At 58.3% G+C, this 11,688-nt stretch carries 15 protein-coding genes; 8 read left to right on the forward strand and 7 right to left on the reverse strand.

The annotated features are described in order from the left end of the window. Window positions 1-91 precede the first annotated feature (91 nt). From NLK58_RS16075 to NLK58_RS20660, 4 genes are all read left to right on the forward strand, one after another. A complete protein-coding gene (locus NLK58_RS16075) occupies window positions 92-454 on the forward strand; it encodes an ATP-binding protein (RefSeq protein WP_341581291.1) in 363 nt (120 codons plus the stop codon). After that, window positions 451-891 (forward strand): ParA family protein, encoded by a 441-nt coding sequence (locus NLK58_RS16080; RefSeq protein ID WP_341581292.1) that lies wholly within the window; start codon window positions 451-453, stop codon window positions 889-891. Before NLK58_RS16075 ends, NLK58_RS16080 begins: the two co-directional genes overlap by 4 nt. Next, window positions 881-1,225 (forward strand): AAA family ATPase, encoded by a 345-nt coding sequence (locus NLK58_RS16085; RefSeq protein WP_341581293.1) that lies wholly within the window; start codon window positions 881-883, stop codon window positions 1,223-1,225. Before NLK58_RS16080 ends, NLK58_RS16085 begins: the two co-directional genes overlap by 11 nt. A 186-nt stretch (window positions 1,226-1,411) precedes the next feature. Beyond that, window positions 1,412-1,534 (forward strand): hypothetical protein, encoded by a 123-nt coding sequence (locus NLK58_RS20660; RefSeq protein ID WP_376788053.1) that lies wholly within the window; start codon window positions 1,412-1,414, stop codon window positions 1,532-1,534. Here NLK58_RS20660 and NLK58_RS16090 read toward each other — a convergent pair. The 6 genes from NLK58_RS16090 to NLK58_RS16115 form a co-directional block, all read right to left on the reverse strand. Next, on the reverse strand, window positions 1,492-2,412 hold the full coding sequence (locus tag NLK58_RS16090) for a triacylglycerol lipase (protein ID WP_341581294.1): 921 nt from the start codon (window positions 2,410-2,412) through the stop codon (window positions 1,492-1,494). The genes NLK58_RS20660 and NLK58_RS16090 overlap by 43 nt on opposite strands. A gap of 339 nt (window positions 2,413-2,751) precedes the next feature. Then, complete coding sequence (hemL, locus tag NLK58_RS16095) at window positions 2,752-4,032, reverse strand: glutamate-1-semialdehyde 2,1-aminomutase (RefSeq protein ID WP_341581295.1); 1,281 nt, start codon at window positions 4,030-4,032, stop codon at window positions 2,752-2,754. After that, a complete protein-coding gene (thiE, locus tag NLK58_RS16100; RefSeq protein WP_376788095.1) occupies window positions 4,029-4,706 on the reverse strand; it encodes a thiamine phosphate synthase in 678 nt (225 codons plus the stop codon). The genes hemL and thiE overlap by 4 nt, the downstream gene beginning before the upstream one ends. After that, on the reverse strand, window positions 4,703-5,461 hold the full coding sequence (locus NLK58_RS16105) for a hydroxymethylpyrimidine/phosphomethylpyrimidine kinase (protein WP_341582821.1): 759 nt from the start codon (window positions 5,459-5,461) through the stop codon (window positions 4,703-4,705). The genes thiE and NLK58_RS16105 overlap by 4 nt, the downstream gene beginning before the upstream one ends. 41 nt (window positions 5,462-5,502) lie before the next feature. Next, a complete protein-coding gene (gene hemJ / locus NLK58_RS16110; protein WP_117619450.1) occupies window positions 5,503-5,925 on the reverse strand; it encodes a protoporphyrinogen oxidase HemJ in 423 nt (140 codons plus the stop codon). A gap of 3 nt (window positions 5,926-5,928) precedes the next feature. Next, on the reverse strand, window positions 5,929-7,704 hold the full coding sequence (locus tag NLK58_RS16115) for a chloride channel protein (RefSeq protein WP_341581297.1): 1,776 nt from the start codon (window positions 7,702-7,704) through the stop codon (window positions 5,929-5,931). A 166-nt stretch (window positions 7,705-7,870) separates the two neighbouring features. Here NLK58_RS16115 and argC point away from each other — a divergent pair, with 166 nt between their 5' ends. The 4 genes from argC to erpA all read left to right on the forward strand — a co-directional run bounded on the left by argC (window position 7,871) and on the right by erpA (window position 10,572). Then, on the forward strand, window positions 7,871-8,908 hold the full coding sequence (gene argC / locus NLK58_RS16120) for an N-acetyl-gamma-glutamyl-phosphate reductase (protein ID WP_117619452.1): 1,038 nt from the start codon (window positions 7,871-7,873) through the stop codon (window positions 8,906-8,908). A 16-nt stretch (window positions 8,909-8,924) separates the two neighbouring features. Then, on the forward strand, window positions 8,925-9,665 hold the full coding sequence (locus NLK58_RS16125) for a DUF6776 family protein (RefSeq protein ID WP_117619453.1): 741 nt from the start codon (window positions 8,925-8,927) through the stop codon (window positions 9,663-9,665). Between the two features lies 1 nt (window position 9,666). Then, entirely contained in the window at window positions 9,667-10,155 is a 489-nt protein-coding gene (locus NLK58_RS16130; RefSeq protein ID WP_117619454.1) for a polymer-forming cytoskeletal protein, read from the forward strand. 84 nt (window positions 10,156-10,239) lie between these two features. Beyond that, a complete protein-coding gene (gene erpA, locus NLK58_RS16135) occupies window positions 10,240-10,572 on the forward strand; it encodes an iron-sulfur cluster insertion protein ErpA (RefSeq protein ID WP_205422348.1) in 333 nt (110 codons plus the stop codon). 13 nt (window positions 10,573-10,585) lie between these two features. Here erpA and NLK58_RS16140 read toward each other — a convergent pair whose 3' ends face one another. Continuing rightward, complete coding sequence (locus tag NLK58_RS16140) at window positions 10,586-11,683, reverse strand: anhydro-N-acetylmuramic acid kinase (protein WP_341581298.1); 1,098 nt, start codon at window positions 11,681-11,683, stop codon at window positions 10,586-10,588. Between the last annotated feature and the right edge of the window lie 5 nt (window positions 11,684-11,688).

The following is an 11,688-nucleotide window of genomic DNA, read 5'->3' on the forward strand; positions in this document are numbered from 1 at the left end:
CTTGTTGCACATCGACAGTCAGGATAACAAACTGGTTCAGGATATCCTCAATGCCTCCTGATATCAGAAGCGTCCCAGACAAACCTCTGCTTTGCGAGAAACCAGTGTCTCTGACTACCCGGACGTGGCCATTCGAGAAATTCTGCTCAATGCCATCATGCACAGGGACTATCAGTCCAATACCCCGGTCAAGCTTTACTGGTTTTCGGACCGAATCGAAATACACAGCCCCGGCGGTCTCTATGGTGAAGTGACTCCCGAAACCCTGGAAAAGCGCAGCAGCTACCGCAACCCCGTGCTGGCCGAGGCCATGAGGGCCCTGGGCTACGTCAACCGATACGGTTATGGCATTCAGCGCGCAAAAGCGGCTATGGAGAAAAGCGGAAATCCACCCATCAAGTTTGAACTGGATGACCGAACCTTTTTGGCAACTTTGCCGGGGAGAGCGACATGAAAACCATAGCCTTTTTCAACAACAAGGGCGGAGTCGGCAAAACCTCATTGGTTTACCATTTGGCATGGATGTACGCTGATCGAGGGCTCCGTACCTTAGCCGTCGACTTGGATCCGCAAGCCAACCTCAGCGCGATGTTTCTGGATGAGGAGCGTCTGGCAGGGCTCTGGGAGGACAACGGCCAGGCCACGGTCTATGAAAGCCGGTTGCCTTTGATGAATCGTACCGGTGATATTGCGCCACCCCACGTTGAACAGGTGGCAGAACGACTGGGGCTGGTGTGTGGAAACTTGGCGCTCTCGCGGTTTGAGGACCTCTTATCCGAAAACTGGCCTAAGTGCCTTGACGGTCAGGAAGCCGCCTTCCGGGTGATTACCGCGTTTCACCGAATCATTGAACAGGCCGCGCGCGCATTCCGCAGATCTCGTGCTAATTGACGTAGGGCCCAACCTGGGTGCCATCAACCGTTCGGCATTGATCGCCTCGGAACAAGTTGTGCTGCCCTTGGCCCCAGACCTGTTCTCACTGCAGGGTTTGAAAAACCTTGGTCCCACTCTGCGTGATTGGCGCAAGGGTTGGGAGAAGCGCTTGGGCGAGCTACCCAACTCCGCAAGCATTTCTGTGCCCTCAGGCAAGATGATGCCGACCGGTTACGTAGTCATGCAGCACGGCATAAGGGACAGTCGTCCCGTAAAGGCCTACATGCGATGGATGGACCGCATCCCTTTTGTCTACCGGGAGGCTGTGCTGGATGAACAGCCCAGCGTGTAGCCAGTCATGCCGGAATTCAGGTGTCTTGATGCAATTGATCAAATCCCCAGAAAACTCATCGAAGTCGCCCTGCCACTGGATGATATCAACACCACCGCCGCGCGTTAGAAATCCATCTGCCATGGCCACCCCAGCACTCTGCACTTATGATGGGCCCGACGCCCCTTGGCGGCGGCGCGGGCGGTATTGTTTGCCCAGTTGGTGAATGACCCCGGCTACCAGCGTGATCAGCCCCTTTCATGCGGAGCCAGAAGGTTGGTTGCGGATTACAGACCGGCATTCCTCAGCCGGTTGGCGTGCTGCTTGTAAACGGATTTCGGGTCAGTTTCGAACAGGCTGTGCAGTCCGAGCGCCTGGTTAATCTCATCAAGATGGTTCATGAAGTAGTTGTCCCGGATAACCTTGCCGAACCGATTGCTGCAGCGCCCGACCAGACCATCGTTCTGGCTGAAACCGAAGGTCAGACTGGTGGTGCCGAGCAGGGCGTCAGACGGGTCCAGCACGTTGGTGAGAACGCCGGTGCCTCCCCAGGAATAGAAGCGAACGCCGTTCGCCGAGTAAGCCCCTTCTCCACACGCCGTCGCCGGAACACCGGCAGGGGCGAAGCTGTTGAACTCGGCACTTCCCTGGGTCGTCAGGGAGTAAAGGCTGGAGCGCAGGTCCTGGTTGTAGCCGCCGCTCGAAAGCAGATCGATAAGGCCACCAAGGGCATTGCCCAGGCTCGCTGCCAGACTTTCGGCGGGCGATCCGTAGATCAGATCAGCGACCGGAGAGCCCTTGTGGGGGGAGCCCACCGAGGTTACCGAAGCCACCAGATCAGGCCGGATCCGGGCGATGTAGCGGGCGGTTGGCCCGCCATGGCTGTGGCCAATCAGGTTCACCTTACCATGCACAGCGGCAATCGCCTGAACCTGAGGCAGCAGGGCTTCACCACGGGCAATAGTGCTATCAAGAGCCGGAACCTGGGTGGTGTAAACATCGGCGCCATATTTGCGGAGATCTTCAGCCACGCCGTACCAGTAATCCACACCGGCAATGGAATCAAAACCGAACATACCGTGCACCAGCACAACCGGGTAACGGGTATCGGTGTAATCTGAAGGGGTAGAGTCCCACCACCAGGCGGCGGAGGGCGCAGACCAGGCCACAGTCAGGGCCAGGGCCATTGCTTTAATCCAGGCTTTCATTGTCGTTCCTACAGTTTGATGTTGTGTTTGTTATCCAAACTGCGGCTCAACCTAACGGGTTGCTCCAGAGACTCCTTTCTCATACTGCATCTGCCTCAAGGCAGATCGAGTGCTTCCGTGCGCTGACTTGGTTCTTGTGTTTGTTAGGTTGATGCCGTCAGAGCATCTCGGTAGAGATGTGCCCATAATTTGATCAGTGACATGGGTAAGTCAACGGCAGAGGAGGCAAGCCGGGTGTGTTCACTCTGGAAGTGTGAGGCATATCACATGGATGGCCCCGCAGGACAAGCCTCGGGCTGACCTGCGGGGTGTGTTGACTGGCGAGCGCAGTCTCAGGGATCAGAGCGTGGCCATGACCTTCTTGGCCGCCGCGGTAGTATGGGCAATATCTTGTTCTGACAACGCAGCGCTGGTGAAGCCAGCCTCGAAGGCGGAGGGGGCCAGGTAGACACCCTCCTTCAGCATGCCTTGGAAGAACTTCTTGAATCGCTCGACATCGCAGGCCATCACCTGGTCGAAGCGGGTAACCGAAGGCTCTTCTGTGAAGAAGAAACCAAACATGGCACCGGAACCCTGAACGGTCAGGGGAATGCCGGTGGCATCGGCGGCCTCCCTGAGGCCTCGGCAAACGGCGTTGGTTTTCTCGGTCAGGCGGTCGTGAAAACCGGGCTCGGAAATCGCGTTCAGAGTCGCCAGGCCTGCACACATGGCGAGCGGGTTTCCGCTCAGGGTACCGGCCTGGTAGACCGGGCCCAGCGGTGAGATATGCTCCATGATTTCACGTTTGCCGCCAAAGGCGCCAACCGGAAGCCCACCGCCAATCACCTTGCCCAGGGCCGTGAGATCAGGCGTCACGCCATATAGCCCCTGGGCACCGCCGAGGGACACGCGGAAGCCGGTCATTACCTCGTCAAAAATCAGCACCGTGCCATGCTCGTCGCATACCTCACGCAGCCCTTCGAGGAATCCGGGCACCGGCGGGATGCAATTCATGTTGCCGGCAACCGGCTCCACGATGATTGCCGCGATCTGGTCGCCCATCTTGCTGAAGGTCTCTCTGACACTATCGATGTCGTTGTAGGTCAGCGTCAGGGTGAGTTCGGCCAGGCTGGCCGGGATGCCCGGTGAATTCGGCACGCCGAGGGTCAGTGCGCCGGAGCCCGCCTTTACCAGAAGGGAATCCACGTGTCCGTGGTAGCAGCCTTCAAACTTCACAATCTTGTCCCGGCCGGTGTAACCCCGGGCCAGTCGGATTGCGCTCATGGTTGCCTCGGTGCCGGAGTTCACCATGCGGACCAGATCGATTGAGGGCACCAGTTCGCAGACCTTCCTGGCCATCTCCGTCTCAAGCGCCGTTGGCGCGCCATAGCCGATGCCGAGATCAACCTGGGCATGGAGGGCATCCTTGATGCGCTTGTCCGAGTGGCCAAGAATCATCGGCCCCCAGGAGCCGATGTAGTCGATATAGCGTTGGCCGTCCTCGTCATACAGGTAGGCGCCCTGGGCATGGTTGAAGAAGATGGGTGTTCCCCCGACACCGCGAAAGGCCCGGACCGGGGAATTTACGCCACCGGGAATGTATTTCTGAGCCTGCTCGAAAAGGGTTTCGGAGTGCGTCATGTGTCTTGGCTCCTGTTATCATGGAAGTGAAAAAGTGGATGATGGTTTGCGAACAGTCGTTCAAAGGCTTTTGCCCGTTGCTCAATGTCATCAGGGCTGCCCCCGAACAGGCCGCCAACCACGGCAAGCATGTCAGCACCGGCACGAATCAGAGATTCGCCGTTTTCTGTGGTTACTCCGCCAATGGCAGCCAGGGGGCGACGGAAACGTTTCGCCTCGGTGAGCACCTCCGGCGATGCCGCCGGTGCCCCCGGTTTGGTCGAGGATGTGAAAAAGCGCCCGAATGCAAGATAGTCGGCACCTTCCTCCAGCCCGGCCTGTGCCAGTGCAAGGTCGGCATGGCAGGTTACTCCAATGATGGCCTGCTCCCCGAGTAACCGGCGGGCAGCGGCCAGTGAGCCGTCGGTCTGTCCCAGGTGAACGCCGGCAGCTCCGACCCGTTTTGCCAGTTCCGGATCGTCATTGATCAGCAGCGGCACACCGGCGTTGCGGCAAACAGCCTGAAGGTTTCTGGCCTGAGCGACTCTCTCGGCCAGGGGCGCGGATTTTTCCCGGTATTGTACCATTACCGCGCCACCCCGCAGTGCCGCTTCAACGGATTCAATGAGAATGGCACGCGGGGTGAGCTGGCTGTCGGTAATGGCATAGAGCCCCGGGCGAAGCCCCTTGCTCATCGTTCCCACAGAATGCCCCGGTCCGGTACTGGCTGGCCTTTGCCAACCTCAAGCGCATGCAGTATGGCGTGGTTTACGTAGTTCTGGGCCTGGGAGATGGCGGCGCGGGGCGACAGGCCCGACGCCCGGCCTGCTGCAATAGCTGCCGCCAGCGTGCAGCCGGTACCGTGGTACTCTCCGCCAATACGCTCAATCTCCCAGCGCATGGGCTCCGGGCCATGGTTGTAAAGCGTGTTGGTGATGTGGATGCCGGTGCCATGGCCCCCGGTTGCAAGAACCGATTCACACCCGCCTTGCAGCAGGTGTTCGGCTGCCTCGCCGGGATTATCGCTGCCTCCCAGCAACGCCAGTTCGACCCCGTTCGGGGTAATCATCTCGGCCAGCGGAAACAACCGCTCCTTCATGGCGGCAATCAGTTCGTCGTCGGCCAGATCGCCGCCACCCGCGGCCTTGATCACCGGGTCGGTGATGAGCGGCAGGCCCGGGCGTTCGGCCATAAACTCCACCAGTACGTCCACCACCGCAGCGTTACCCAGTGCCCCGGTTTTCACCGCATGAATCGGAGCATCGTCTGCAATGCACTGAAGCTGCTTGCGAATCAGCTCAGCAGAGACGGCTTCAGCGCCGTACACGTTCCGGGTGTCCTGAACGGTGAGGCAGGTTAGTACGGGCAGAGGGTGGCAACCCAGTGATGTAATCGCCTGGATGTCAGCCTGAATACCGGCGCCGCCAGAGGGGTCCAGACCGGAGAGTATCAATACCTGGGGACGATTATAGCGTTTGATGACCCACCTCCTTAGAAGGGTTTGACGACAGCCAGGATAACAACGGCCAGAAGGATAAAGACCGGCAGTTCATTGAACCAGCGATAGAATACGTGGCTGCGGGTGTTCCGGTCGTCCCGGAAGACTTTGACAAGATGTCCGCAGTAGAAATGGTAAACGATCAGCACAGCGACCAGAAGCAGCTTCACATGCAGCCAGCCCTGACTGAAGTAGCCAGAAACATTGTAACTGATCAGCCACACACCGAAGACAATCGTGGCAATCATTGAGGGCGTGGTGATGCCCCGATAGAGCTTGCGCTCCATGATCTTGAATCGTTCGCGCCCCGGTTCATCCTCGCAGGCGGCGTGGTAGACGAACAGCCTGGGCAGATAGAAGATGCCGGCAAACCAGCACACCAGTGAAATAATATGGAAGGCTTTGACCCACAGCATTCGTCAGCTCCGTCGGTATTGGTAATAACTTTCGATATCGGATTTGAGCACCACACCGTAAACCCGCTGGATCATGGGCGCTACGTGACGTTGTACGTACAGGGCCTCGGCGTTGGTTGACTCGAATTCGTCCAGGGCCTCCTCAAGGGTGGCCTGGTATTGTACCGGAGCGACATCACGACGATTGGCGGGAATATCCATCAGATCGATGGACTCCGGGGGCTCGATTTCTTCTTCGGAAACCAGCTTTTCGGTGTCTTCGAGATAGCGGGCGAGGTCGACCGCTGGCAGCAGGGCGGTCGGCCCGTTACTGCCCTCAACAACCAGCCACTTGGGTTCGGATTTCAGGACCTTCCGGGCGTCCCCGACAGTAAGGTGTCGCCCTGTGCGCAGAATGCTGCGGTCCATGATGGCTCCTACCGATACCCGGCGCAGGGCCTGGATAACCGGAGAATTCTGGTAGCTCAGGCCCTGATTCTTGAGGATGGTAAGGAACAGTGATTTCTTGCCGAACGCTTCACTGGTCACCAGGCTTGAGGTGGTAATGATGAGCATGCCCGGAAGGATGATGTTGGCGTTATGGGTCAGTTCCATCAGGGCCATCAGGGCGGCCAGCGGCGCCTGAAGCACTGCCCCCATCATGGCTCCCATGCCCAGTATGGCGTAGACCCCTACGGAGGAAGCGTGCTCCGGCATGATCTGGGCCCCGATCAGCCCCATTGCTCCCCCCAGTGTTGCACCCATAAACAGAGTCGGGCCGATGACGCCACTTGGCATGCCCAGCCCGATGGACAACGATGTAATGATCAGTTTGGCAACACCTGCGCCCAATAGCAGCCAGAATCCCAGCTGACCATTAATGGTTTCGTTAACAGTGTCGTACCCGATACCCATGGTTTCCGGAACCAGAATGGCGAAAGGCACCATCAGCAAACCTGCGGTGACAATCCGCAACAGGACTGGCCGGTGGTGATGTTTGCCCATGGTGTCCACTAACTGAATAAACAACGCAGCGGCAATGCCGATAATGACGGCAATAGCGAGAATCCAGGGAATCTCAAGCAGGGAATTCATCGTCAGAGCAGGCACGTTGAAGGCTGGCTCTGAGCCATACACCGCCTGGGTGACAACGGCGGCACTGACCGCTGCCAGGATGATAGGAGTGAAGCCGGCAATGGTGTATTCCATCATCACGACTTCCATGGCGAAAATGACACCGGATATCGGCGTATTGAACGAGGCTGAAATCGCCGCTGCGCAGCCGCAGGCAACCAGGGTCCGGATGCTGTTGTTCGGCAACCGCATCCACTGCCCCATCAGGCTGGAGAACGCGGCCCCCAGATGCACCGCCGGTCCCTCCCGGCCTGCGGACTGGCCACTGACAACCGTGGCGACGCCCGAGATGAATTGCACGATGGCGCTGCGGATGGATATGTAGCCCTGGTGGTAGTTCAGGCGCTCCATGACATGGACAACCCCCACCTTGCGGTCATGGGTGGACAGCCGGTGGAGCAGCAAACCGAGGCTGAGAGCCCCTGCAAGAGGAAGCAGGCCGCGGGTCAGCAGATCGAGGTTCTCAAACGACTCAGAGCCCTCTCCCGGAAGAAAGCGCTCCAGGGGCCATTCGATGGCCAGGCGGAAAACCAGGATGACACCGCCAGTGATAAGCCCCGATAACAGGCCAAGAACGGCCAGTTGCGGCAGCGCGTCGACACCGGAAAGCCTGCGCCGGAAAACAGGGATCAGGTGCTCGGTAATCTGGTACCAGATTTTCTGCATGAGGCCGGAGTTCCGGTGAATTTAGGCGGACCGCCAGAAGGTTTCTGGCAACGTTTCTGACAACATTGTAACGGTCGCCCTGAGGGCTGCAATAAGTCATTGGTTTATCATGGTAGACTACGCCGTCAAACCTCAAAATCCTGATACGACGTCGCTGGAGAGAAAGGTGATTAAAGTAGGCATCGTTGGTGGCACCGGGTATACCGGTGTGGAGCTGCTGAGAATCCTCGCGGTTCACCCTGAAGTTTCGGTCAGTTGCATTACATCCCGCTCGGAAGCCGGCCTGCCTGTGGCGGATATGTATCCGAACTTGCGCGGGCACTATGACCTCGCGTTCTCTGAGCCGGATGCAGGCATACTGGCAGCATGCGATCTGGTGTTCTTTGCCACGCCCCACGGTGTCGCCATGAGGATGGTGCCGGAACTGATGGCGGCCGGTGTGCGTGTGGTTGATCTCTCTGCGGACTTCCGCCTGAAAGATCTGGATGTCTGGGCAAGCTGGTACGGCATGCGCCACGAAAGCCCGGAATGGGCTGAGAAGGCAGTCTACGGGCTGCCGGAAGTGGTCCGTGAGGAAATCCGCGAAGCGCAACTGGTGGCGAACCCGGGCTGTTACCCGACTGCCGTTCAGCTGGGCTTTCTGCCACTGCTTGAGCAGGGCCTGGTCGATCCCGCCCGCCTGATCGCAGATGCGAAATCGGGAGCCAGCGGGGCTGGCCGGCAGGGCAAGATCGGCATGTTGCACGGGGAGGTTGGCGAGAGCTTCAAGGCCTATGGCGCTTCCGGTCATCGCCATCTGCCCGAAATTCGTCAGGGGCTGTCTGGCGCGGCTGGTGGTGACGTGGGGGTGACGTTTGTTCCGCACCTGATTCCGATGATTCGCGGTATCGAAGCAACTCTCTATGCTGAGCTGAAAGATCCAGCAGACTTCGACCGGCTTCAGGCGTTGTTTGAAGAGCGGTACAAGGCGGAACCGTTTGTCGATGTCATGCCCTTTGGCAGTCATCCGGAAACCCGGAGTGTGAGGGGCGCAAACCAGTGCCGTATGGCGCTGCATCGGCAGGAGCAAAGCAACATTGTTATTGTGTCTTCGGTCATCGATAACCTGGTGAAAGGCGCCGCCGGGCAGGCGGTTCAGAACATGAACATCATGTTCGGGCTGAAAGAAACCATGGGGCTTGAGGCTCCGGCGCTTCTGCCGTAATGCCGAAGGACAAACCGTGAGCGAGCAGAGAAAGCCGGCCGAAGAGTATGTTGTAATCCGGCATCGCCCGGGTTACCGCCTGCGCAGAACAGCAATCCTGCTGGTGTTCACCCTAGTCGCTGCGATCGCCGGGTATGCAACTGGCCTGGCGCAGGGCGGGTTCCGGTTCTCCAGTGCGGAAGAATCGAACCAGGTGCTGGAGAGCGAAGTCGAAAAGCTTCGGAAGGATTACCGGGAGGCCCGGCAGCAGTTGATCAATCTGGAGCGCGGGCGAGCCATTGATGAGCAGGCCCTGAACCGGGCCCGGAAAACCATAGTTGATCTTGAAACCCGGATTGCGTCACTGCAATCGGACCTGACTTTCTATAAAAACATCATGGCACCCTCGGAAACTAGCAAAGGGTTACAGGTCGACAGCGTCACGCTGACACCCAGCCGCAGTCAGGGTGCCTACGATTTCAAGTTGGTACTGACCCAGGTCGGTAATAACAAAAGTTACATCTCCGGCGTGGTGGCGGTGAACGTCATCGGGCTGCGTGACCAGGAAAAAGAGGTGATTGCCCTGCGTGATCTTTCTGAGGATATCGAGGATCTCGGGGTGAAGTTCCGTTTCCGGTATTTCCAGGATGTTGAAGGTACCCTGGCGTTGCCGGAAGAATTTGAGCCAATCGAGATTCAGGTGGTAGCCCAGGCGGAGGGACGGAAGTCCTCGCAGGCCGAGCGTACCTTTAACTGGGATGATTTAACGGAGAACTGACATGCTTGGCAAGAAAAAGCAGAAGCCACGCCGGCCTACCGGCCATTTTGATACCCTGGTTTCCTCCCGTACAACCATCGAGGGGGATGTTCACTTCTCCGGTGGCCTGCATGTGGACGGGCGTATTCGCGGCAAGGTGGTTGCTGATGAAGGGACCGATGCCGTGCTCAGGGTCTCGGAGGTCGGAGAGGTCACCGGCGATATCAACGCCCCTCACGTGATCATCAATGGTACGGTGAATGGTGATGTCTACGCCTCGGCCCATCTTGAACTGGCGGAAAAAGCGTCCATCAATGGGAGTGTTTTTTACAACCTTATCGAAATGGCGATGGGAGCTTCGGTTAACGGTAATCTGGTCCATCAGCGGGAACCGGTCGGGTTGCTTGCACAGGATGGTTCCGCCACCCGGCAGAAGCAGGAACAGGCCCACGGTGCTGACCAGCCGGACGAGGCTGATGAAGCATCGGTCGATGGTGGAAAGTCCGAATAGTTGATTGTTTTAGTCAGGAATACCATAATCGCCTGAGTTGTTAGCAATAATCCGGAGGCGAACTTGAGTGCAGTCCAGCAACAAATGGCCACACCGCTGTTCTTCAGTGACAGCGCCGTTGCCAAGGTGCGTGAGTTAATCGAGGAAGAGGGTAACGCCGAACTCAAACTCCGCGTCTTCGTGACCGGGGGCGGCTGTTCCGGGTTTCAGTATGGTTTCTCGTTCGATGAAAGCCAGGATGAAGAAGATACCGTTATCGAGCGTGACGGCGTTTATCTGTTGGTTGATCCGATGAGCTATCAGTATCTTGTCGGAGCCACCATCGATTATCAGGAAGGTCTTCAGGGTTCCCAGTTTGTCGTCCAGAATCCGAATGCCAGCTCAACCTGCGGGTGTGGCAGTTCCTTCTCCATCTGAACTCAGGAAGGCCTCAGGCCGGGTAGATGGCCCCCAGGATTCGCGGGCCTGACGCTCCGGTCACCTCAGGTAGGTTACCTGGTAATCCCTCCAGGGCCTGTTTTGCCAGCCAGGCAAATGCCACCGGTTCCACCATTTGCGGGTCCAGCCCCAGGTCTGATGTCAGCGTGAGCCGGCTTTCAGGCAAAGCTTTCTCAAGCTCCGCCATCAGTAGCGAATTCCGCGCACCGCCGCCGCAGACATAAATCCGGAGATCGCGGGCTTCGGGTAATTGATTCGCCACGCTTTCCACTGTCAGTTGCAGCAGGGTTCGCTGAATATCCTCGGCCGGGATGTCCGGATGGCGACTTACCTGCGTTTTTACCCAGTCCAGATTGAACCTCTCCTTGCCGGTGCTTTTCGGGGGTGTCCGCGAAAAATAGGCATCCGAGAGCATATCGCTGAGCAGTTCCTGATTCACTTTGCCTTCCCTGGCCCAGTGGCCATCGCTGTCAAAAGGAAGCCCGGTCTGAGCCAGGCACCAGGCATCCATCAGCGCGTTGGCTGGACCGGTGTCGAAACCGGTTACCGGGCTGCCTCTGTCGGCCGGGATCCAGGTTATGTTCGCAATGCCCCCCAGATTAAGGATGCAGCGATCCTCTGTGTCTGAACTGAAAAAGGCCTTGTGAAACGCAGGGACCAAAGGTGCTCCCTGGCCTCCGGCAGCCATGTCCCTTCTGCGGAAGTCGGCGACGGTGGTAATGCCGGTGGCTTCAGAAATAACAGACGGATTGCCAATCTGGATGGTAAAGGGCGCCGCACCTAAAGGTTGATGGCGAAGCGTCTGACCGTGACTGCCAATGGCGCGAATAGCTGATGCACAGAGGCCGGAGTGCCGTATCACCTCTGTCGCGGCCTGCGCAAACAGCGTGCCGGTGAGAGTGTCCAGTTCGCCGATTTCATCCGGGGTTGCCTGATTCTGGCTGGCGGCCAGGAGTCTGTGCCGGATCTGATCGGGGTAGGGTGCGGTGTGAGATGCGTGGATTCGTGCGGACTGTCCCTGGAACGACACCAGCACGGCATCAATGCCATCCATGCTGGTGCCGGACATCAAACCGATCCAGGTGTCCATAGCGC

It is taken from the genome of Marinobacter metalliresistant (assembly GCF_038098645.1).
In the GTDB taxonomy this organism is placed as follows: domain Bacteria; phylum Pseudomonadota; class Gammaproteobacteria; order Pseudomonadales; family Oleiphilaceae; genus Marinobacter; species Marinobacter metalliresistant.

What these genes read in the sequence shown, in the direction of transcription:
- NLK58_RS16080 (WP_341581292.1), top strand. Translation starts at nt 451, where the DNA reads ATGAAAACCATAGCCTTTTTCAACAACAAGGGCGGAGTCGGCAAAACC.
- NLK58_RS16090 (WP_341581294.1), bottom strand. Translation starts at nt 2,412, where the DNA reads ATGAAAGCCTGGATTAAAGCAATGGCCCTGGCCCTGACTGTGGCCTGG.
- hemL (WP_341581295.1), bottom strand. Translation starts at nt 4,032, where the DNA reads ATGACGCACTCCGAAACCCTTTTCGAGCAGGCTCAGAAATACATTCCC.
- thiE (WP_376788095.1), bottom strand. Translation starts at nt 4,706, where the DNA reads ATGAGCAAGGGGCTTCGCCCGGGGCTCTATGCCATTACCGACAGCCAG.
- hemJ (WP_117619450.1), bottom strand. Translation starts at nt 5,925, where the DNA reads ATGCTGTGGGTCAAAGCCTTCCATATTATTTCACTGGTGTGCTGGTTT.
- NLK58_RS16115 (WP_341581297.1), bottom strand. Translation starts at nt 7,704, where the DNA reads ATGCAGAAAATCTGGTACCAGATTACCGAGCACCTGATCCCTGTTTTC.
- NLK58_RS16130 (WP_117619454.1), top strand. Translation starts at nt 9,667, where the DNA reads ATGCTTGGCAAGAAAAAGCAGAAGCCACGCCGGCCTACCGGCCATTTT.
- erpA (WP_205422348.1), top strand. Translation starts at nt 10,240, where the DNA reads ATGGCCACACCGCTGTTCTTCAGTGACAGCGCCGTTGCCAAGGTGCGT.
- NLK58_RS16140 (WP_341581298.1), bottom strand. Translation starts at nt 11,683, where the DNA reads ATGGACACCTGGATCGGTTTGATGTCCGGCACCAGCATGGATGGCATT.